20 protein-coding genes are annotated in these 20,862 nt (G+C 71.0%); 13 read left to right on the forward strand and 7 right to left on the reverse strand.

The genetic code is table 11. The annotated features are described in order from the left end of the window. The first annotated feature begins 52 nt into the window (after positions 1-52). Entirely contained in the window at positions 53-1,567 is a 1,515-nt protein-coding gene (locus tag N5D62_RS12225; protein ID WP_279758088.1) for a Ppx/GppA phosphatase family protein, read from the forward strand. A gap of 176 nt (positions 1,568-1,743) precedes the next feature. Here the strand turns inward: N5D62_RS12225 and ppk1 are convergent, their stop codons facing one another. Both ppk1 and N5D62_RS12235 read right to left on the reverse strand, forming a co-directional pair. Beyond that, on the reverse strand, positions 1,744-3,801 hold the full coding sequence (gene ppk1, locus N5D62_RS12230; RefSeq protein ID WP_279758089.1) for a polyphosphate kinase 1: 2,058 nt from the start codon (positions 3,799-3,801) through the stop codon (positions 1,744-1,746). A gap of 142 nt (positions 3,802-3,943) precedes the next feature. Then, a complete protein-coding gene (locus N5D62_RS12235) occupies positions 3,944-4,795 on the reverse strand; it encodes a UDP-2,3-diacylglucosamine diphosphatase (protein ID WP_279758090.1) in 852 nt (283 codons plus the stop codon). A gap of 96 nt (positions 4,796-4,891) precedes the next feature. Here N5D62_RS12235 and N5D62_RS12240 point away from each other — a divergent pair, with 96 nt between their 5' ends. The 6 genes from N5D62_RS12240 to N5D62_RS12265 all read left to right on the forward strand — a co-directional run bounded on the left by N5D62_RS12240 (position 4,892) and on the right by N5D62_RS12265 (position 11,849). Next, positions 4,892-5,824, forward strand: a complete 933-nt coding sequence (locus tag N5D62_RS12240) for a hypothetical protein (RefSeq protein ID WP_279758091.1) — start codon at positions 4,892-4,894, stop codon at positions 5,822-5,824. Then, positions 5,821-7,581 carry a single-stranded-DNA-specific exonuclease RecJ gene (recJ, locus tag N5D62_RS12245; RefSeq protein ID WP_279758092.1) on the forward strand — a complete coding sequence of 587 codons (1,761 nt, stop codon included), beginning with the start codon at positions 5,821-5,823 and terminating at the stop codon, positions 7,579-7,581. Before N5D62_RS12240 ends, recJ begins: the two co-directional genes overlap by 4 nt. 82 nt (positions 7,582-7,663) lie before the next feature. Then, positions 7,664-8,125, forward strand: a complete 462-nt coding sequence (locus N5D62_RS12250; protein ID WP_279758093.1) for a host attachment protein — start codon at positions 7,664-7,666, stop codon at positions 8,123-8,125. A 208-nt stretch (positions 8,126-8,333) separates the two neighbouring features. Beyond that, positions 8,334-10,172 (forward strand): EAL and GGDEF domain-containing protein, encoded by a 1,839-nt coding sequence (locus tag N5D62_RS12255; RefSeq protein WP_279758094.1) that lies wholly within the window; start codon positions 8,334-8,336, stop codon positions 10,170-10,172. A 62-nt stretch (positions 10,173-10,234) separates the two neighbouring features. Further along, on the forward strand, positions 10,235-11,101 hold the full coding sequence (locus tag N5D62_RS12260; protein WP_279758160.1) for a 3',5'-nucleoside bisphosphate phosphatase: 867 nt from the start codon (positions 10,235-10,237) through the stop codon (positions 11,099-11,101). Positions 11,102-11,204: 103 nt separating this feature from the next. Continuing rightward, positions 11,205-11,849 carry an L-threonylcarbamoyladenylate synthase gene (locus tag N5D62_RS12265; RefSeq protein ID WP_279758095.1) on the forward strand — a complete coding sequence of 215 codons (645 nt, stop codon included), beginning with the start codon at positions 11,205-11,207 and terminating at the stop codon, positions 11,847-11,849. 113 nt (positions 11,850-11,962) lie between these two features. On the opposite strand, the gene N5D62_RS12270 is transcribed toward N5D62_RS12265, so the two are convergent. The 3 genes from N5D62_RS12270 to N5D62_RS12280 are packed head-to-tail and all read right to left on the reverse strand — an operon-like array spanning position 11,963 to position 13,548. Next, entirely contained in the window at positions 11,963-12,313 is a 351-nt protein-coding gene (locus N5D62_RS12270; protein WP_279758096.1) for a RidA family protein, read from the reverse strand. Next, positions 12,310-13,038 carry a glycerol-3-phosphate 1-O-acyltransferase PlsY gene (gene plsY / locus N5D62_RS12275; protein ID WP_279758097.1) on the reverse strand — a complete coding sequence of 243 codons (729 nt, stop codon included), beginning with the start codon at positions 13,036-13,038 and terminating at the stop codon, positions 12,310-12,312. The genes N5D62_RS12270 and plsY overlap by 4 nt, the downstream gene beginning before the upstream one ends. 6 nt (positions 13,039-13,044) lie before the next feature. Further along, on the reverse strand, positions 13,045-13,548 hold the full coding sequence (locus tag N5D62_RS12280; protein ID WP_279758098.1) for an aminoacyl-tRNA deacylase: 504 nt from the start codon (positions 13,546-13,548) through the stop codon (positions 13,045-13,047). Positions 13,549-13,661: 113 nt separating this feature from the next. Here N5D62_RS12280 and N5D62_RS12285 point away from each other — a divergent pair, with 113 nt between their 5' ends. Beyond that, complete coding sequence (locus tag N5D62_RS12285) at positions 13,662-14,783, forward strand: DNA alkylation repair protein (protein WP_279758099.1); 1,122 nt, start codon at positions 13,662-13,664, stop codon at positions 14,781-14,783. A gap of 20 nt (positions 14,784-14,803) precedes the next feature. On the opposite strand, the gene N5D62_RS12290 is transcribed toward N5D62_RS12285, so the two are convergent. Beyond that, entirely contained in the window at positions 14,804-15,862 is a 1,059-nt protein-coding gene (locus tag N5D62_RS12290; protein WP_279758100.1) for an aldo/keto reductase, read from the reverse strand. Positions 15,863-16,064: 202 nt separating this feature from the next. Between N5D62_RS12290 and N5D62_RS12295 the strand changes: the two genes are divergently transcribed. The 4 genes from N5D62_RS12295 to N5D62_RS12310 all read left to right on the forward strand — a co-directional run bounded on the left by N5D62_RS12295 (position 16,065) and on the right by N5D62_RS12310 (position 18,566). Continuing rightward, positions 16,065-16,625: a DUF2975 domain-containing protein gene (locus N5D62_RS12295; RefSeq protein ID WP_279758101.1), complete on the forward strand. Its 561-nt coding sequence runs from the start codon at positions 16,065-16,067 to the stop codon at positions 16,623-16,625. A gap of 25 nt (positions 16,626-16,650) precedes the next feature. Continuing rightward, positions 16,651-16,893, forward strand: coding sequence for a helix-turn-helix transcriptional regulator (locus tag N5D62_RS12300; protein WP_279758102.1), 243 nt, complete (start codon positions 16,651-16,653; stop codon positions 16,891-16,893). Continuing rightward, positions 16,880-17,554 carry a hypothetical protein gene (locus tag N5D62_RS12305; RefSeq protein ID WP_279758103.1) on the forward strand — a complete coding sequence of 225 codons (675 nt, stop codon included), beginning with the start codon at positions 16,880-16,882 and terminating at the stop codon, positions 17,552-17,554. The genes N5D62_RS12300 and N5D62_RS12305 overlap by 14 nt, the downstream gene beginning before the upstream one ends. A gap of 94 nt (positions 17,555-17,648) precedes the next feature. Continuing rightward, the gene (locus N5D62_RS12310; RefSeq protein WP_279758104.1) at positions 17,649-18,566 is read left to right on the forward strand and encodes a hypothetical protein; all 918 of its coding nucleotides are present in this window, start codon (positions 17,649-17,651) and stop codon (positions 18,564-18,566) included. Positions 18,567-18,641: 75 nt separating this feature from the next. On the opposite strand, the gene N5D62_RS12315 is transcribed toward N5D62_RS12310, so the two are convergent. After that, on the reverse strand, positions 18,642-20,333 hold the full coding sequence (locus N5D62_RS12315) for an AMP-binding protein (protein ID WP_279758105.1): 1,692 nt from the start codon (positions 20,331-20,333) through the stop codon (positions 18,642-18,644). A gap of 132 nt (positions 20,334-20,465) precedes the next feature. On the opposite strand from N5D62_RS12315, the gene arsC reads away from it, so the two are divergent. Next, the gene (gene arsC, locus N5D62_RS12320; RefSeq protein WP_279758106.1) at positions 20,466-20,816 is read left to right on the forward strand and encodes an arsenate reductase (glutaredoxin); all 351 of its coding nucleotides are present in this window, start codon (positions 20,466-20,468) and stop codon (positions 20,814-20,816) included. The last annotated feature ends 46 nt before the right edge of the window (positions 20,817-20,862 follow it).

Below are 20,862 nucleotides of genomic sequence, written 5' to 3' on the forward strand. Positions count from 1 at the left end.
GAAAGCACTTCGTTCCCGGTGGGCACGCCAAACACCGCGACAATCGCCCCCCATGACGCAAGCGCACGTTCCTCCGATCCTGGCCGCCATCGACATGGGCTCCAACAGCTTCCGCCTGGAGCTCGCCCAACTGCAGCATGGGCAGTACCGCCGGATCGACTACCTGAAGGAAACGGTGCGGCTGGGCGCGGGCCTGGACGCGATGAGCATGCTGACCGAAGAGGCCGCCCAACGCGGCCTCGCCTGTCTGCGGCGCTTCGCGGAACGCCTCTCCGGGTTGCCCGGCCGCCAAGTGCGCGCGGTGGCCACCCAGACGCTGCGCGAGGCGCGCAATCGCAACGCCTTTCTCGCGCGCGCGCAGGAAGTGCTGGGCCATCCGATCGAAGTCATCTCCGGTCGCGAGGAAGCCCGCCTGATCTACGCCGGCGTCGCTAGGCTGCAGACCGCCGAGGACCCGCGCCTGGTCATCGACATCGGCGGCCGTTCCACCGAGATGATCCTCGGGCGCGGCCCCCAGCCGCTGAGCACCGAGTCCTTCCAGATCGGCAGCGTCAGCCTGTCGATGCGCTTCTTCCCCGACGGCCGCTTCACCGCCGAAGCCTTCCGCGCCGCCCAGGTCGCCGCCGGCGCCGAACTGGAAGAAGCCATCACCCAGTTCTCCCGGCACGCCGCCCAGCCGCGCTGGAAACAAGCCCTGGGCTCCTCCGGCACCGTCGGCGCGGTCGCCCAGATCCTCGCCGCCAACGGCGTCAGCCCCGATGGCGCCATCACCCTCGACGGCCTGCGCTGGTGCATCGAGCAATGCCTGCTCGCCGGCCGCGTCGACGCGCTCAAGCTCCCCGGCCTCAAGGAAGACCGCCGCGCGGTCGTGGGCGGCGGGCTCTGCATCCTCTACACCCTCCTCACCCACTTCGACATCGAGCGTCTTCATCCCGCCAAGGGCGCCCTGCGCCAGGGCGTCATCTTCGACCTCGCGGAACGCCTCGACCCCCGACTCCTCGCCGCCGGCCGCGACATGCGCGAACAGTCCGTCGCCGAACTCCAGCGCCGCTTCGCGATCGATCGCGAACAGGCCACCCGGGTCCAGGACGTGGCTCAGCGTCTGCACACCCAGCTCGCGCCCAAGGCGGAGGAAGAACATCGGCGTGAACTCGGGTGGGCCGCCGCGCTGCACGAGATCGGCATGATGGTCTCCCACCACGACCACCATCGGCACAGCGCCTACCTCCTCTCCCATGTGGACGCGCCAGGGTTCTCGCAGAACCAACTGCGGCGCCTCGGCGATCTCGCGCTCGGGCAGCGGGGAGGGTTGCGCAAGCTGGAAGAACAACTCCAGGACGAGGCGATGGTCTGGCAGTTGCTGTCGCTGCGGCTCGCAGCCATCAAATGCCATGCGCGCAGCGATGTGGATGCGTCGGCCATTCGCATCCATCGGGAGGGGAACGCCGTCTCGATCGAGATGCGCAAAGGATGGGCGGAAAGCCACCCGCGAGCACACTTCCTGTTGCGGGAAGAACTCGAGGCTTGGGCGAAGGTCGGGTTGGTGCAGCTGGCGCTCGAGGCCTGACGCCACCGAGCACGACAGGCAGGACCTGGGCCGGCGGCGAAGCCGAGCTCCGGCGCTCAACTCGGGCCGCTCGCCTCCGGCTCGCTACCCTCAAACAGAACGCGCCTGGTCAGTCCTGGAAGCTCGGCTTCGCCGCCGGCCCAGGCCCTGCCCGTCCCCCCCCCCCGCAGTGGACTTCAGTCCTCTTGGTAGAGGCGCATCAGGGCTTGTTGGGCGCTGACGTTGTCCGGATGCTCTTCGGTACCAATGCGCTGGGAAGTGCCGTCCGGACCCAGTTGCCATGCATCCAGGCTGTCGTGCAAGTACGGGGTCAGGCCCTCGTCGATCACGCGCTGGCGCAGCTTCGGATCCGTCACCGGCCACGCCACCTCGATCCGCCTCAGCATGTTCCGACTCATCCAGTCAGCACTCGACAAGTACAGCGCTTCCTGCTCGTCAGCACCCCAGCGGAAATAGAAGATCCGCGAGTGCTCGAGGAATCGACCCACCACCGAACGCACCAGGATGTTGTCCGTCTGACCCGGCAAGCCCGGCGGCAGCATGCAGGCGCCACGCACGATCAGATCCACCTTCGCGCCAGCCTTGCCGGCACGGATCAAACCATTGATCAACTCGGAATCGGTCAGCGCGTTGATCTTCAGCACCACGCGAGCAGGCTCGCCACGCTTGGCCGCCTCCTCCACCTGCACCAGCAACTCGCACATGGTCTTGTGCAAATTGAAAGGCGCCAGCAGCAGCTTCTTCGGCGCCTTGAACTTCGACAGCGACGCCAGCTGGCGGAACACCAGGTCCATGTCCGCCGTCATGTCCGCATCGGCCGTCAGGTAACCCAGGTCCGTGTAGAAACGCGCCGTCTTCGGGTTGTAGTTGCCCGTCGACAAGTGGCCGTAGCGGCGCAACTTTCCCGCCTCGCGGCGCGTGATCAGCAACAGCTTCGCGTGCGTCTTCAGGCCCACGATGCCGTACACCACCTGCGCGCCCACGGCTTCCAGCCGCTCCGCCCAGTTGATGTTGGCCTCCTCGTCGAAACGGGCCTTCAGCTCCACCACCGCCAGCACTTCCTTGCCGCGCCGCGCCGCCTCGATCAGCAGCTCCGCCAGCACCGACTCGCTGCCGGTCCGGTAGATCGTCTGCTTGATCGCCAGCACGTCCGGATCCTCCACCGCCTCGCGCAGCAGCTGCACCACCGGCTCGAAGCTCTCGAACGGGTGATGCAGCATCACGTCGCCCTTGGTCCGCAGCTTGTCCAGGATCGACTTGCCACGCGGCAGCCGCCCCTTGGGCCAGCTCGCCTCGTAAGGCTGGAAGCGCAGGTCCTCGGCGTCCGTCTGGTCGATCAACTCATTCAACCGCACCAGGTTCACCGGGCCGTTGACGCGGTACAGCGCCGCCTCCGGCAGGTCGAACTGCTCCAGCAGGAACCTCGACAGTTCCTCGGGACAGGTGTTGACCACCTCCAATCGGACCGCGCGGCCGAAGTGGCGCGTCGTCAGGCCCGAGCGCAGCGCGTGGCGCAGGTTGGCGATCTCCTCCTCGTCGACCTCGAGGTCCGAGTCCCGCGTCACGCGGAACTGCGAGAAGGCCTCGACATGCCGCCCCGGGAACAGCTCCTCCAGGTGGGCGCGGATGACGCTGGTCAGCAGCACGAAGTTCTGCTTGCCGCCGCTGATCTCCGCCGGCAGCTTGATCACGCGCGGCAGCACCCGCGGCACCTTGACGATGGCGATCCGGTTGTCGCGCCCCAGCGCGTCCTTGCCCGACAGCCGCGCGATGAAGTGCAGCGACTTGTTGGCCACCTGCGGGAACGGGTGCGCCGGGTCCAGGCCCACCGGCACCAGCAGCGGGCGCACCTCGCGCTCGAAGAAACGTCCCACCCAGGCGCGCATCTCCTCGGTGCGGTCGGCGTGGTTCAGGATCTGGATGTTGTGCTCGCGCAGCGCGGGCATCACCTGGTCGTTGAAGATCGCGTACTGCTCGTCGATCAGGCCGTGGGCCGCGCGCCCGACGCGCTCGACGTCGCGCGGCGTCACCAGCCCGGAGCCGTCGCGCTGCGCGTCCAGCATGTCGGCGAAACGCACCTCGAAGAACTCGTCGAGGTTGCTCGACACGATGCAGATGTAGCGCAGCCGCTCCAGCAGCGGCACGTCGATGCGCTGGGCCTGGGCCAGGACACGCCGGTTGAACTCGAGGATCGCGTTTTCGCGGTTGAGCAGCGGGACGTCGGGCAAAGTCATGAACCCATTCTATGAAGCTGTCATGACAGCCCGGTGACCCTCTTTCGTGCCGTCACACGCGGTTGCAGGCCCCCTCCCGGGGGCGGTCCGGGGCCGCGATACGCCCGGCCGCAAGCCGGCCTCGCGCGTCCTCGCGCCGCCTTCAGGCGGGTTGGCGCATCGCGGCGGCGAGTGCCTCGGCGGCGCCCTGCTCGGCGCCCAGGCGCTGGCGTTCGGCCCAGTCCAGGATCTCGAGGTGCCCGTCCGCGTGCTCGACCAGCGCGGTCAGGCTCTCGACCCAGTCGCCGTCGTTGGCGTAGGTGATGCCGTCGATGTCGCGCAGCTCGGCGTGGTGGATGTGGCCGCAGATCACGCCGTTGACGCCGCGTTTGCGGGCCTCGCGGGCCAGGGCCTGCTCGAACTCGCCGATGAAGGACACCGCGCGCTTGACCTTGAGCTTGAGGTACTTGCTCAGGCTCCAGTACGGCAGGCCCAGCCGCGCGCGCAGCGAGTTCAGGTGGCGGTTCAGCTTCAGCGTGAATTCATAGAGGCTGTCGCCGACGTAGGCCAGCCACTTCGCATGCTGGATGACGCCGTCGAAGAGGTCGCCGTGGGTGATCCAGAACTTGCGGCCGTCCGCCGTCTCGTGGATCCACTCGTGCGCGACCTCGATGCCGCCGAAGCTGTGCTGCAGGTACTTGCGGGCGAATTCGTCGTGGTTGCCCGGCACGTAGATCACCCGCGTGCCCTTGCGCGCCTTGCGCAGCAGCTTCTGCACCACGTCGTTGTGGGCCTGCGGCCAGTACCAGCTGCGACGCAGCTGCCAGCCGTCGACGATGTCGCCGACCAGGAAGAGCTGCTCGCACTCGACCTCCCGCAGGAAGTCCAGCAGCGCCCTGGCCTGGCAGCCCGGCGTGCCCAGGTGCAGATCGGAGATCCACACCGTGCGCACGCGGATCGAACCGCCCTCGTCCGCCTCGGCCCCAGGCGGTTCGGTCGAAACAGCGGCGGCCATGAGCGTGTCGGTCAGCATGGCCCCACAGGTTGCCGGCGGCGGATGAAATCTTGATGACCGCCTCCGAATCAGGGCGCACGCCGATAATCCGCCCCCATGCACTTGATGATCCCCTTCGCCAGCTCGCTGGACCCTCATTTCGAGGGCGCCCTGCGCGAGCTGGAGTTGCCGGGCCTGAGCCGCCTGCTCGGGCTGCTGACGCCGGCCGGCGAGGTCGGCGACGCCGACGAGACCACCCCGATTCCCCCGCATGAGCGATTCCTCGCCCGCGCCCGCGGCGTGACCGACGGCTCGCCGCCGACCGCCGCCTGGCGCCTGCGCGCCGCCGGCCAGGACCCCGGCCAGGCCGCCTGGGCGCTGCTGACGCCCGCCCATTTCGCCGTCGGCACCGAGGGCGTCACCGCGATGGGCCCGGCCACGCTGGACCTGACGGACGACGAATCCCGCGCCTTCCTCGACGCGCTGGCCGCCGCGCTGTTCCCCGCCGCCGAGGGCTGGCGCACCGCCTGGCTGTCCAGCGGCGAATGGGCGGTCGCGCACGACGAGCTCGACGGCCTCGAGGCCGCGAGCGTCGACCGCGTGCTCAACCGCGGCGTCGAGACCTGGTACCCGCGCGCCCGCCGGCTGCGCACGCTGCTCAACGAGGTCCAGATGCTGCTGCACGAGCACCCGCTCAACCAGGCCCGCGAGGAACGCCGCCTGCGCCCGCTGAACGCCGTCTGGATCAGCGGCTGCGGGCGCGATCGCGGCGACGCGCCGCCCACCGGCCTGGTCGTCGACGACCGCCTGCGCGCGCCGATGCTCACCGGCGACCTTTACGCCTGGAGCGAAGCCTGGAAGGCGCTGGACGCCGGCCCGATCGCGCAGGCCGCGAACGCCGCGCGCGGCGGCACCCCCGTGTCGCTGACCCTCAGCGGCGAGCGCCAGGCGCGCACCTGGACGCGCCGGCCCGCCGGCGCCTGGCAGCGCTTGAAGGAACGCTTCGCGCCCGTCGGCGCCTCCGTCGCCACCGCGCTGGAGGCCCTGTGAACAGCCCCCGCATCCTGACCCGGGACGTCCCGCCCGATTCCGCCCACGCGCTGCAGCTCGCCGGCTTCTCGCCGCTGCTGTCGCGGCTGTTCGCCGCGCGCGGCGTGCTGTCGCGCGACGAGCTCGACCCCGACCTCAAGCACCTGCTGCCGCCCGAAGGCCCGCAGGGCCTGCTCGGCATCGACCGCGCCGCGGTGCTGCTGGCCGACGCGATCGCCGCCGGCGACAAGCTGTGCATCGTCGCGGACTACGACTGCGACGGCGCCACCGCCTGCGCGCTGATGCTGCGCGGCCTGGCACTGCTCGGCGCGAAGCCGGGCACGGTGCACTACGTCGTGCCCGACCGCGCGGTGCACGGCTACGGCCTGACGCCGACCATCGTCGAGCTCGCGCTCAAGCACGAGCCCCGGCTGCTGGTGACCGTGGACAACGGCATCGCCAGCCATGCCGGCGTGGCCTTCGCGCGCGCGCTCGGCATCAAGGTGCTGGTGACCGATCACCACCTGCCGGCCGTGACCGCCGACGGCCAGCCGACCGTCCCCGAGGCCGACGCGCTGGTCAACCCGAACCAGCCCGGCTGCCCCTTCCCGAGCAAGAGCCTGGCCGGCGTCGGCGTCGCGTTCTACGTGCTGACGGTGCTGCGCGGCGAGCTGCGCCGCCGTGGCGTCTACGGCGACGGTCCGCCGCCGCGCCTGGACGGCCTGCTGGACCTGGTCGCGCTGGGCACGGTCGCCGACGTGGTCCGGCTGGACGCCAACAACCGCCGCCTGGTCGCGCAAGGCCTGCGCCGGATGCGCGCCGGCCGCATGCAGCCGGGCGTGCAGGCGCTGTTCACCGCCGCCAGCCGCGACGCGTCGCGCGCCAACAGCTTCGACCTCGGCTTCGCGCTGGGCCCGCGCATCAACGCGGCGGGCCGGCTCGACGACATGACGCTGGGCATCACTTGCCTGACCACCGACGACGCTGAACAAGCGCTGTCGCTGGCGCGTGAACTGGACCGCATCAACCGCGAGCGCCGCGAGATCGAGGCCGGCATGCAGGAGCAGGCGCTGGCGTTGCTGGACCGCCTGATGACCGACCCGCGCCTGAACGGCGCGCCGCCGCCGGCGCTGGCGCTGTTCGACGCCGACTTCCATGAAGGCGTGGTCGGCATCGTCGCCTCGCGGATCAAGGACCGGCTGCACCGCCCGGTCTTCGTGTTCGCCGAGGGCGCGGACGGGCAGCTCAAGGGCTCGGGCCGCTCGATCCCGGGCTTCCACCTGCGCGACGCGCTGGACCTGGTCTCCAAGCGCCATCCCGAACTGCTGCGCAAGTTCGGCGGCCACGCGATGGCCGCCGGCTGCACGCTGGCGCCGGGCGGCGTCGAGGCCTTCGCCGCCGCGTTCGAGGCCGTCGCCCGCGAGTGGCTCGACGAGGCCGCGCTGACCCGCACGCTGCGCACCGACGGCCCCTTGCCGCCGGAGGCCTTCTGCGCGGAGACGGTGCAAGAGCTCGAGGCGCAGGTCTGGGGCCAGGCCTTCGAGGCCCCGCTGTTCTGCGACAAGGTGCAGGTGGTGAACCAGCGCATCGTCGGCGAGCGCCACCTGAAGCTGCGGCTGCGCCAGGGCGCCTGGCTGCGCGACGCGATCTGGTTCGGCCACACCGAGCAGTTGCCCGCGGAGGTCACGCTGGCTTACCGGCTCAGCCTGGACGAGTTCCAGGGCCAGCAGCGGGTGCAGATGGTCGTCGAGGCGATGGCCGAACCGGCGTCCGACTGAGCGCTGGCGCGCTCGCCGCGCCCAGGGCGGCATGTCGATTGCCGCCCTGCCTTCAACGAGAACTCTGTTGAAGGACATCGACATGCCTGCATACAAGGACGACGGCAAGCTCTGGGTGCTGGTGGCGGACGAGGGCGTGGCCCGGCTCCTGCGCCTGCCCGAGGAAGGCGGCGACCTGGTCGACGTGACGACGCTGACCGACGCCGCCGCGCATGCGGACAAGGCCGACCTGCGCCGCGACGCGGAGGGCCGGCGCGGCAACAACGTGACCTCGTCGGCCGGTGTCGACGAACTGCACCAGGAGGCCATCGGCTTCGCCGCGCGCGTGTCGAAGACGCTGGACGACGGCTTCAACAACGGCGAGGTGACGCAGCTGCGCGTCGTCGCCGCGCCGCGTTTCCTGGGCCTGCTGCGCAAGGCCTTCAGCCCGCAGGTGGCCAAGCTGGTGATCGACGAGACGAACGTCGACGTCGTCCACGAGAGCCTGGGCGAACTCACCACCCGGCTGTTCCCGGAGCGGGACTTCAGCAAGCAGAAACCTTGAACAGGGCACGACCCTCACCCCAACCCTCTCCCGCCTGCGGGAGAGGAAGAAGCGGCGGGCGACAGCTCGCGCGGGGCCACGCGGCGCGACGCGGAACGCGACGGATTTCACGGGCGGGTCATGCTGTAACTCTTTGTCAAAGCGATGACATAGAGGCCACCCAGAATGGGGACACCACGCGGCGTTCCGGCCGCCGTGGTCACCTCCCATGCCGACGACCCATCTGCAACCGCCCGATCCGCTGAGCATCGCCCTGTCCGCCATCATCCGGGACGGGACACTGGACATCCATTTCCAGCCGCTCGTCGAGGTGGAGCGCGCGCAGATCCTCGGTTACGAGGCGCTGACGCGCGGTCCGGCGGACACCCCGCTGCATTCGCCGCTGGTGCTGTTCGAGACCGCCGCCCGGCTGGGCCGGCTGGTGGAGCTGGAACGGCTGGTGGTGCGTCGCGCGCTGCGCCGCTTCAAGGAGCTGAACCTCCCCGGCCAGCTGTTCCTGAACCTGACCGCCGACACGCTGCTGGCCACCAGCGACCGCGGCGCGCTGATCGCCCGCGAGTTCGCGCAGCTGGACCTCCCCGCGTCGCGCGTGGTCATCGAACTCACCGAGACCCGCCCGATCCTGGAGCCCGAGCGGCTGCAGGACAGCATGCGCAGCCTGCGCGAACTGGGCTTCGTCGTCGCGCTGGACGACCTGGGCGAGGGCTTCGCCAGCCTGAAGCGCTGGATGGACATCCGGCCGGACTTCGTCAAGATCGACCGCCACTTCATCGACGGCATCGCGCAGGACCCGCTGAAGCAGCAGTTCGTGCGCTCGATCCTGGAGATGGCCGCGACCTCCGGCTGCACCGTCGTGGCCGAGGGCCTGGAGCAGCTCAGCGACCTGACCGTGCTGCGCCGCCTGGGCGTGCCGGTGTGCCAGGGCTACCTGCTCGCGCGTCCCAGCCCGTCGCCGCGCGCGACGCTGCGGGCCGAGGTGGACGCGCTGCTCGCGCCCGAGCACCGCCGCCGCAACGCCGACTGGATGCGGCTGCCGCCGGACGCGATCACCACCGCCGCGCAGCTCGCGCGCCGCAGCCACACGGTCACGCCCAAGCTCAACTGCCAGACCGTCGCCGACATGTTCCAGCGTGACGAGCAGCTGTTCTCGATGCCGGTGCTGGACGAGTCCAACCGCCCGATCGGCATCCTGCGCTCGCTGCAGGTGCTCAAGCGCAGCGCCGAGCGCTACTTCATGGACATCCACGACAAGCGCCCGTGCGTCGCGATGATGGATCCGCATCCGCTGATCTTCGACGCCGGCACCTCGCTGCGCGAGATGAGCGAGGCGATCGCCAGCCTGGACGACCGGCTGATGGTCGACGGCTTCATCGTCACCCGCAACGGCGAATACTTCGGCACCGGCCGCAGCACCGACCTGCTCAAGGCGGTGTCCGACCTGCAGGTGCACAGCGCGCGCTACGCCAACCCGCTGACGCTGCTGCCCGGCAACGTGCCCACCGACCAGCACCTGGACGCGCTGCTGCACGAGAGCCGGGAGTTCGTCGTCGTCGCCTGGGACATCGACCACTTCAAGCCGTTCAACGACGTCTACGGCTACGCCGCCGGCGACGACATCATCAAGCTCTGCGCCCAGATCCTGCAGAACGCGGCGGACCCGGCGCTGGACTTCGTCGGCCACATCGGCGGCGACGACTTCGTGATGGTGCTGGGCTCGGCCGACTGGACCGCGCGCATCACCCGCGTGTGCCGCGAGTTCGACCGCCAGGTGCGGCCCTTCTTCTCCGCCGAGCACCAGGCGCTGGGCGGCTACGTGACGCTGAACCGGCAGAACCAGGAGTCGTTCAACCCGGTGCCGACGCTCAGCGCTGGCGTGATCCTGGTGCAGCCCGGCGCCTTCGACAGCGTGCGGGCGCTGTCCGCGGCGCTGGCCGAACCCAAGCACGTCGCCAAGTGCGGCACCGGCCCGAGCCGTTACTTCGTCGACCGGCGCCGATCCAGCGCTGCCGTCCCGGACATGGCGCCCCTCCTAGAATCGACGGGGTGAACACCCCCCGCCCCGACCTGCCCGATCCCGACCCCGGCCTGCCCGCGACGCCGCGCGTCGCCCTGCACGCGCAGACCAACGCGGACCTGCACTGCCACTCGACGGTCTCCGACGGCACGCTGTCGCCCGAGGCGCTGGCCGAGCGCGCGAAGGCCAACGGCGTCGAGCTCTGGGCGCTGACGGACCACGACGAGGTCGGCGGCCAGCAACGCGCGCTGGAGGCCGCTCGCGCGCTGGGGCTGCCCTACCTGACCGGCGTCGAGATCTCGGTCACCTTCGCCGGCAAGGTCGTGCACATCGTCGGCCTGGGCTTCGACCACCGCGACCCGCGCATGGTCGAGGGGCTGCGCGCGACGCGCGGCGGCCGCGGCGCGCGGGCCCGCGAGATGTCCGAGGACCTGGCCCGGGCCGGCATCCCCGGCGCCTACGAAGGCGCGCTCAAGCACGCCGGCAATCCGGAGCTGATCTCGCGCACCCACTTCGCCCGCTTCCTGGTCGAGGCGGGCCATTGCGACGACGTGCCCGAGGTCTTCCGCCGCTTCCTGACCGAGGGCAAGCCGGGCTTCGTGCCGCACCGCTGGGCCGCGCTGCGCGACGCGGTGGGCTGGATCGTCGACGCCGGCGGCCTGGCCGTCATCGCGCACCCGGGCCGCTACGGCTTCACGCCGACCGAGGAATACGCGCTGATCACCGAGTTCATCGCCCATGGCGGCCGCGGCATCGAGGTCGTGACCGGCAGCCACACGTCGGCGGACATGGTCCAGTACACCGACACGGCGCTCGAATTCGACCTGCTGGCCTCGCGCGGCTCGGACTTCCACAGTCCTGAGGAAAGCCGCGTCGACGTCGGCAAGCTCGAGGAGCACCTTTCCGGCAAACTCAAACCGGTGTGGAACGCCATCGAGCACCGCATCCACTGGCCGGCCTGAGCGCCGCGCCCGTCGACCGCGCTCCCGGCGTTCCAGCTTCCCGGCTTCCCGGCCCTTCGGCCCCACCGGCCGCCCCGCACACCGATTGCCCCTCGCGAGCACCATGGCGCAAATCTTCGAAGTCCATCCCGACAACCCGCAGGCCCGCTTCCTGCGCCAGGCGGCGCAGATCCTGGGCCAGGGCGGCATCGGCGCGATCCCGACCGACTCCAGCTACGCGCTGGTCTGCCAGCTCGACGACAAGGCGGCGGCCGAGGCGCTGCGCCGCATCCGCGGCGTCGACGACAAGCACCACATGACGCTGCTGTGCCGCGACCTCAGCGAGCTGGGCAGCTATGCCCGCGTGGACAACAAGCAGTACCGGATGATCAAGATGGCCACGCCGGGCCCCTTCACCTTCATCCTGGAGGCGACGAAGGAGGTCCCGCGGCGGCTGTCGCACCCGTCGCGCCGCACGATCGGGCTGCGCGTGCCGGACCACCGCGTGACGCAGGACCTGCTGGCCATCGTCGGCGGCCCGCTGCTGGCGACCACGCTGATCCCGCCGGGCGAGCACGAGCCGCTCAACGACCCGCAGGAGATCACCGCCCGCTACGACCGGCAGATCCAGCTGATCATCGACGCCGGCGCCTGCGCGATGACGCCGACCACGGTGGTCGACATGACCGAGGATCCGCCGGTGCTGGTGCGCCGGGGTTGCGGCGATCCGGCCTGCCTCGGGCTGGAATTGCAGGACGCCGAGGAGTAATCCGCCAAGCCCCCCGGCTGCGGAGTCCCATGCAAAACGCCGGCGCGAGGCCGGCGTTTGTCATTCGTTCATGCATTCGGGCGGCGGACGCGTCGCGCCGCCCCGGCGCGGCCTCAGACCGCGGCGGTGATGACGATCTCGATCTTCCACTCGGGCTTGGCCAGCTTGGCCTCGACCGTGGCGCGCGGCGGCGTGTGGCCGGCCGGCACCCAGGCGTCCCAGGCGGCGTTCATGCCGGCCAGGTCCTTGACGTCGGCGATGTAGAGCTGCGCGCGCAGGATCTTGGTCTTGTCGCTGCCGGCGCGGGCCAGCAGCTTGTCGATCATCGCCAGCACCTGCTCGGTCTGGCCGGTGATGTCGGCGGTCGCATCGTCCGGCACCTGGCCGGCGAGGTAGACCACGCCGTTGTGGACGGCCATCTCCGAGAGGCGGGCGCCGACGTCGAATCGTTCGATGTTGCTCATTTGCTGTGCTGCTTCGCTTTGTGGGAATGCTTGTGGTCGCGCTTCTCGCGCGACTGCTCGTGACGGTGCGACTTCGCCGGAACGGCCGCGGCCGCGGCGGCGGCGGCAGGCGCCGACTTCTGGCCGAGCTTGCTTTCGGTGCCCGCCATCAGCTTCCTGATGTTGGCCGCGTGACGCCAGATCAGCAGCAGGCTCATCAGCACGATGGCCGGCAGCTCGGGGCCGATCTCCCAGACCAGCATCTGCAGCAGCGGCGCGGCGACCGCGGCGCTCAGCGAGGCCAGCGACGAGTAGCGGAACACCACCGCCATCGCGATCCAGACGCCCAGCACCGCCAGGCCCAGCCACGGGTTGATCGCCAGCAGCACGCCGGCCGCGGTGGCGACGCCCTTGCCGCCGATGAACTTGAAGAACACCGGCCACAGGTGGCCGACGAAGGCGGCCAGGCCGACCAGCGCCGCGGTGCCTTCCTCCAGGCCGTAGGGCGCGCCGAACTTGAGCACCAGCAGCACCGGCACGAAGCCCTTGAGCGCGTCGAACACCAGCGTGAGGATCGCCGCGGCCTTGTTGCCCGATCGCAGCACGTTGGTCGCGCCCGGGTTGCCGCTGCCGTAGCTGCGCGGATCGGACAGGCCCATCAGGCGGCTGACGATCACCGCGAAGGACAGCGAGCCGATCAGATACCCGGCCACGACGGCCAACAAGGAGAACACGGTACTTTGCATGGGGCGCTATTCTGCCCCGGACTTCAGCGCGCACTCGACCGGCCGGGCCCCCAGCAGCTCCGTCAAAACCCGGGGTTCCAGGCTCACCAGGTAGCCCCGGCGACCGCCGTTGATCAGGATGCGGGGCAGCGCCAGCACCGTCGATTCGACGAACACCGGCATCGCCTTGCGGGTGCCGAACGGCGAGGTGCCGCCGACCAGGTAGCCGCTGTGGCGCTGCGCGACATCGGGCTTGCAGGGCTCGACCTTCTTGCAGGGGATCTGCCGCGCGAGCTCCTTCAGGCTGACGGTGCAGTCGCCGTGCATCAGCACGATCAGCGGCTGCGCCTTCTCGTCCTGCATCACCAGCGTCTTGACCACCTCGTGCTCGGGCACGCCGAGCTGCTTGGAGGACTCGCCGGTGCCGCCGTGGTCGACGTAGTCGTAGACGTGTTCGCCGAACGCGACCCGGTGCTGGCGCAGCATCTGCGTCGCGAGGGTCTCGCTGACGTGGGCGGATTTCTTGCTCATGGGCGCGGATTGTCGGTGCGGCGCGCGCGGCGCGGCTTGTACGAGCTTGCTGCTGACAGGGCGTGGCGCGCGTCGGACGTACGCTGCGGCGCTGCCCACGCCCCCTGACCGCCATGACCGACACGACGCCGGATGCCGCCCCGAACGCCGGCTACAACCTCAAGGACCTGATCGGCGAGACCGCCTTGCGCGCGCTGGCCGACGTGTTCGCCGACACCGCGCGCGGCTTCGACCGCCGGCGCTTCCTCGCCGCGGCGACCGAGGGCCTCGAGCCGCTGTCGATCATGCAGCGCGTGCACCGCGTCGCGGAGGCGCTGGCCGTCGCCCTGCCCGGCCGCTACGGCGAGCAACTGGACGCCGTCGTCGCGGCCGCGCCGACCGCGGGCGGCGCCTTCATCAACATGGGCCTGTGCGACTTCGTCGCGAGCCACGGCCTGCACGATCCGGCCGCGTCGCTCCAGGCGCTCGAACGCCTGACGCCGCATGGCACCGCGGAATTCGCGATCCGCCCCTTCCTGCGACAGGACCTCGCCGGCACGCTGGCGGTGATGGCGCGCTGGACGGCGCATCCCGACGAGCATGTGCGCCGCCTGGCCAGCGAGGGCTGCCGGCCGCGCCTGCCGTGGTCGTTCCGGCTGGACGCGCTGGTGGCCGATCCGGCGCCGCTGGCGCGGATCCTCGACGCGCTGCGCGCCGACGACAGCCTCTACGTGCGGCGTTCCGTCGCCAACAACCTCAACGACATCACGAAGGACCATGCCGATTGGGTCTTCGCGCGGCTGGCGGACTGGGACCTCGGCGACGAGCGCAGCGCCTGGATCGTCAAGCACGCGCTGCGCTCGCGCATCAAGCAGGGCGATGCGCGGGCGCTCAAGCTGATCGGCGCGAGCGAGGGCGCCGAGGCGGTGGTCGAGTGGTTGACGATCCAGCCGGCGCGCGTGGCGCTGGGCGGCGAGGTGGAGATCGCCTTCGCGCTGCGCTCCACCGCCCAGGCGGGCCAGCGCCTGGTCGTCGACTACGCGGTCCACTACGTGAAGAAGAACGGCCGCGCGTCGCCGAAGGTGTTCAAGCTCAAGACGGTGGAGCTGGCGGCCGGCGAATCGGCGCCGATCCGCATCCGCCGCGCGCTGCGCGACTTCACGACCCGCACCCATTACGCCGGCACCCACGCCGTCGAGGTGCTGGTCAACGGCCAGCGGCTGGCCGGCGGCGCGTTCGAGCTGACGGTCGACTGAACGCGGTCAACACGGCGTCCTCACTGCGCCGGGTCGCGGATCTCCCAGCGGATGCGGTCGATGCGCGCCAGCGTGTCGGCGTCGAGCGGGCGGCCCAGCGCCGCGACGTTCTCGTCGAGCTGCGCCGCCGTCGTGATGCCGATCAGCGTGCTGGCGGTCTGCCAGCGCGAGGTGACCCAGGCCATCGCCAGCGTCGCCGGCGACATGCCCAGCTCCGCCGCCAGCGCGTTGTAGCGGCGCGCCGCCTCCAGCGATTCCGGACGTGCCCAGCGCTGCTTCTTCATGCTGTCGAAGATCGCCAGCCGGCCCGGCTTCGCCGGATCCGCCAGGCCGTTCGCGTCGTACTTGCCGCTCAGCGCGCCGAAGCCCAGCGGCGAGTACGCCAGCAGGCCGACCTGGTGCCGGTACAGCGCCTCGTCCAGCCCGTTCTCGACGACGCGGTTCACCAGGCTGTAGGGGTTCTGCACGCTGGCGATGCGCGGCAGGCCGTGTTGCGCGGCCAGGTGGATGAACTCGCCGACGCCGTAGGCGGTCTCGTTGGACAGGCCGACGTGACGGATCTTTCCCGCGCGCTGCAACTGGCCGAGCGCCTCGAGCTGCTCGTGCATCGACGCGACCGGCTTGTCCTTGGCGGGCTCGAAGTAGACGCCGCCGAACATCGGCACGTGACGCGCGGGCCAGTGGATCTGGAACAGGTCGATGGTCTGCAGCTGCAGCCGGCGCAGGCTGTCCTCGCAGGCCTGCACGATCTGCGCGCCGGTCAGGTCCTGGCTGCCGTCGCGGATCCAGTCGTAGCCGCGCGACGGGCCGGCGACCTTGGTCGCGATGACCAGCCGGTCCCGCAGCCCCGGCCGCGCCTTCAGCCAGCGGCCGACGATGGCCTCGGTCCGGCCGAAGGTCTCGGCGCGCGCGGGCACCGGGTACATCTCGGCCAGGTCCAGCAGGTTGATGCCGGCGTCGACCGCGCGATCGAGCAGCGCGTGGCTGCCGGCCTCGTCGACCTGCTCGCCGAAGGTCATCGTGCCCAGGCCGATGCGGGTGACCGACAGGTCGGACTGTCCGAGGGTGACGCGTTCCATGTTGTTCTCCTTGCAGGGACCGCGCCCGGTGCCGGCGCGGCAACCGGCCAGTGTGCATGAGGACGCGCCCGGCCCGCCCCGGCCGCCCGCCATCGCCGTGCGCCGGGCGCGCGCGAACCTTCCCCCTTCTTTACGCCGTCCGGGATTGCACGGTTGAAATTATTGTTTTACAGTAATTTCTTACCAAGCGACGGTAACGGTCATGACGATGTCGAGCGACGATTCCCCCTCCGCCTCCCTGCGGCGCATCCGCTGGATCGCCCATTGCGTGCGCGCGATGGCGCTGGTGGCGATGGCGGTGATCGTCGGTTTCCAGGTCACGTTCTGGAGCAACGCGGCCCTGGTCGAGCGGCTGATCAAGCGCGACCTGATCCCCACCGGCCACGCGCAGTTCGACGCCGTCTCGCGCCTGTGGGGGCTGCTGGCCAACCTGCCGCTGACGCTGCTGACGGTCTACGCGCTGCTGTCGCTGTGGCGGTTGTTCGGCAGCTACCTGCGCGGCGAGGTCTTCGCCGACGCGCCCACCCGCCACCTGCGGCGCCTGGGCCAGTCGATCACCGCGCTGGCGGCGGTGATGCCGCTGAGCGAGACGGCCACCGTCCTGGCGCTGACGCTGAAGAACCCGCCGGGCCAGCGGATGCTGTCGTTCCAGCTGGGCAGCACGCATTACGTGGTGCTGCTGTGCGGCCTGGTGCTGACCGCGATGGCACTGGTGATGGGCGAGGCCCAGCGCATGGCCAAGGAAAACGCCGAGTTCGTCTGAACGCGCCGGCCCGAGGATCCCGCCCATGCCCATCGTCGTCCGACTCGACGTGATGCTCGCGCAGCGCAAGATGCGCTCCAAGGAGCTCGCCGAGGCCATCGGCATCACCGAGGCCAACCTGTCGCTGCTGAAGTCCGGCAAGGTGCGCGGGGTGCGCTTCGACACGCTGTCGCGGATCTGCGCGGTGCTGGACTGCCAGCCAGGCGACCTGCTCGCCTGGGAACCCGGCGAGGACGGGAACACCGGAGGCGGCGATGGCGAAGCGTGAGACGCGGGTGGTCACCATCGGCGCGGTGCTGTTGCTGCACGCGGCGCTGCTCGTGGGCCTGCAGCAGGCGGCGCGCCACGCGCATCGCGTCGATGCGCGCCACGACCAGCCGCGGTCGTCGGTGCGAATGATCACGATCCACCTGCCGCCCTTGCCCAAGCCGGTGCCGGCGCCCGTGGCCAAGGCGAAGGCTGAACGTCCGGATCGCGCGGACCGTGCCGATCGCGCGGAGCGTTCGCCGTCCAGGCGCGAGGCAAGGCCTGACCCCGAGCCGAGAAGCGCCGCGCGATCGCCCTCGGCCATCCAGGTACCGGCGCCGGAGATCGACCGGGCGCACCAGGAACCCCGCACGACCGTCGTCATCGCCGCTCCGGCGCCGGCCTCGGGGGCATCGGGCCCGTCCGGCCGCGACCTGCTGTACGGCGCCGCGACAAAGCGCGCGGTCCGCCAAGCGACGCAAGGCCAACCCCTGCTCGCCGAGCGCGCCGACCAGGCCAGCCAGGCGCCCGAGAAGGTCGAGGCCTCCGCCAAGCTCGGCAAGGAAATCATGAAGGGCGCCACCGGCGACTGCCTCAAGGGCGAGTACGCCGGGGGCGGCATGGGCCTGCTCAGCGCGCCGTTCTGGCTGCTGGCCGAGGCGCGCGGCAAGTGCCGCCGCTGACGCCGTGAGCCCTGCCCCGGCGACATCGTCAACGCATCCGCCAGTCACGCGTTCAGCGCAAGTCGCGCCTCGCGCATCAGGGAGAGACCCAGAAGTGAATCCGCCCACCACCCGCGGGGCCATCGCCGCCGCCACCTTCGCCGTCCTGGGCGCCCTGCTCGCCGGCTGCGAGCCCGTCGCAGCCGCGACCGCGACCGCCCATGGCGCCACGCCAACGACGACCGCCGCCGCGCCGTCCACCGGCGACGCCACGGCCACGGCCACGGCCGCGATCACCACCACGACCGCCTCCGCCGCCCCCGCCACGGGAACCGCCGGCGCCACCGCGCTGCCGACGGTCCAGAGCGACATGAAACGCGGGACCTCCTTCCCCTACAAGCGGCTCAACGAGCTGCTGGCCAAGCTGCGCACCGAGGGCGAAGGCCTCTTCGTCAGCCGCTTCGTGCTGACCGACGCCAAGGACTCGGCCAAGCCGCCGCCGGCGGGCACCAAGCTGGCGCTGATGAGCGACGAGGAATACATCCCGATCCCGATCGACGAGAAAGGCGGCTTCGACCTGCCGACCTTCCCGGCGAACCGCGCCAAGGACATGGACTTCGGCACCAACGCCGCCAAGGGCGACCTCGGCGTGCGGCTGAGCATCGACCTGTCGACGCCGCCGGAGATGCTGGACATGGCCACGGTGCGCCGGGTCGTGGCGGTCGGCCAGCGCTTGCGTACCGAGCTGCTGCCCTGGTACGTGCGCTGGATGTTCCCGCAGATCGACGGCGTCATCGCCTGCAGCGACCAGCCGCAGTGGAACCTGGACTGGGCCGAGGGCGGCCAGCGCTGGCGCCTGCCGCTGCCGGCCGAGGCGCAGCAGCGCGAGCCCGAGACGCCCAAGGGCAAGCCCTCGCGCGCCTGCACCGTGCTGACCGGCCAGGAGCAATGGCCCGACGCGGCGCTGTTCCTGCCGCCGCCCGGCGCCAACACCAAGCTCTACGTGAAGCTGCGCAACACGCGCGCGAACTGAGCGCGCGCGGCCCGCGTTCGCCGGTGGCCGACGCGCGCCGTCAAGCGACGGTGCGACGACCGGCGAAGCCCCGGGTCAGGCGGCGCGGCCGGCGGCCCGGTCGGCCTCCAGCTGCCGCAGCACGCGGCGCTGGACCTTGCCGGTGGTCGTCATCGGCAGGCTCTCCAGGAATTCGATTTCCTTCGGGTACTCGTACGGCGCGAGCCGCTGCCTGACGAAGGCCTGCAGTTCCTCGGTCAGCGCCGCCGACGGCTGCCGCCCCGGCGCCAGCACGACGAAGGCCTTCACCAGCGCGCCGCGCTCGGCATCGGGCTTGGGCACGACGGCCGCGTTGGCGACGGCGTCGTGGCGCACCAGGCAGTTCTCGATCTCGCCGGGGCCGATGCGATAGCCGGCGACCTTGAACTGGTCGTCGGCGCGACCCTCGTACCAGAGGTAGCCGTCCTCGTCGGCGCGCGCGAGGTCGCCGGTGCGGCACCAGCTGTCCGACGGATCGCCGGTGAACTTGGCCGCGGTCGCGGCCTCGTTGCCCCAGTAGCCGAGGAAGAAGATCGGGTCGAGATCCCCATGCACGTCGCGCCGATGGACCGCGACATCGCCGACCTGGCCCGGCGCGCAGACCCGGCCCTCGTCGTCGATGACCGCCACGCGGTGCCCCGGATAGGCGCGGCCCATGCTGCCGGGCTTGGCCGGCCACAGCCGCGCGCAGTTGCCGACGACATAGTTGATCTCGGTCTGGCCGAACATCTCGTTGACGGTGACGCCCAGCTCGCGCGTCACCCAGTCGAAGACCGCGTCGCCGACGGCCTCGCCGGCGCTCATCAGCGCCTGCAACCGCAGCGTGTAGCGCGCCGACGGATGCGGCACCGCCTTCATCATCGCCTTCAGCGCGGTGGGGAACAGGAAGCTGTGGGTGATGCCGTAGTGCTGCATCAGCTCGAAGGCCTTCTCCGGCGAGAAGCGGCCCTGGTAGCCCAGGATCGGCCGGCCGAAGCACAGCGACGGCAGCAGCGCGTCCATCAGCCCGCCGGTCCAGGCCCAGTCGGCCGGGCTCCAGAACACCGCCTCGCTGCGCACCGTCGGATCGTTGGGATCGAAGCCGAACCAGTTCTGGCTGGCGATGAAACCGGTGAGGTTGCCCAGCAGCGCGCGCTGCGGGAGCAAGGCGCCCTTGGGCGCGCCGGTGGTGCCGCTGGTGTAGATCAGCAGCGCCGGATCCTCGGCCGCGTTGTCGCGCGCGGCGAAGCGCGCGTCCTCGGCCTGCAGCGCGGCCATCCAGTCGGTCTCGCCGTCGCGCGCGTCGGCGCCGCCGACGACCAGCAGCCGGTGCAGCGCGGGACAGGTGGCGCGCGCCTCGCGCACCGCGCCGAGCGCGCCGGCCTCGACGATGGCGACGCGGGCGGCGCTGTCGCGCAGGCGGTACTCGAGCGCGTCGGGCCCGAACAGCATCGACAGCGGCATCGCGACCGCGCCGAGCTGGTTGATCGCGATGTGGGCGACGGCGGTCTCGAAGCGCTGCGGCAGCACCAGCGCGACGCGGTCGCCGGGCGCCACGCCCAGGCGCCGGAGCGCGTTGGACAGCCGGTTGGCCGCGCGCTGCAGCTGGCCGAAGCTGTACTGGGCGCGGCATCCGCTGTCGCTGTCGAAGAGGATGGCGGGCGCGTCGGGGGTCTCGCGGGCCCAGCGGCCGCAGCAGAGTTCGGCGATGGCGAGCCGCTCGGGCACCTGCCAACGGAAGGCGCCGTGGATCAGCGCATAGGCATCCATCGCGTCACTGCCTCCTGGTCTGGAACAAGAGCGTGGATGCTAGCGAGCGGGTCCCGCACGGTCGTCATGGAAAGCCCGTAGCGTCGGCGTGGTGCGGCCCTGCCCCGGGGAGGGACCCCTACACTGCCGCGCATGGCTATTCAGATCCTGCATAACCCGCGCTGCTCCAAGTCCCGCGAGGCGCTCGAGCGGCTCGAGTCGCGCGGCCTTCGCCCCGAGGTCGTCGAGTACCTGGTCACCCCGCTGTCGCTGGAGGCGCTGACCGCGCTGCAGCGCCGGCTGGGCGTGCCGGCCCGCGCGATGCTGCGCGACGGCGAGGACGACTACCGCGAGCTCGGCCTGGCCGACGCGTCGCTGACCGACGCGCAGCTGCTGCGGGCGGTGGCCGAGCGGCCGAAGCTGCTGCAACGGCCCATCGTCGTCGACGGCGAGCGGGCGCTGATCGCGCGCCCGCCGGAGCTGCTGGACGACTGGCTGAAGTGACGCGCCGGCGCGGCGAGCGGGAGGCGTGCCGCCGGGCCGATGGCGG

The sequence above is a fragment of the Mitsuaria sp. GD03876 genome, from assembly GCF_029840635.1.
Classification (GTDB): Bacteria; Pseudomonadota; Gammaproteobacteria; order Burkholderiales; family Burkholderiaceae_C; genus Roseateles.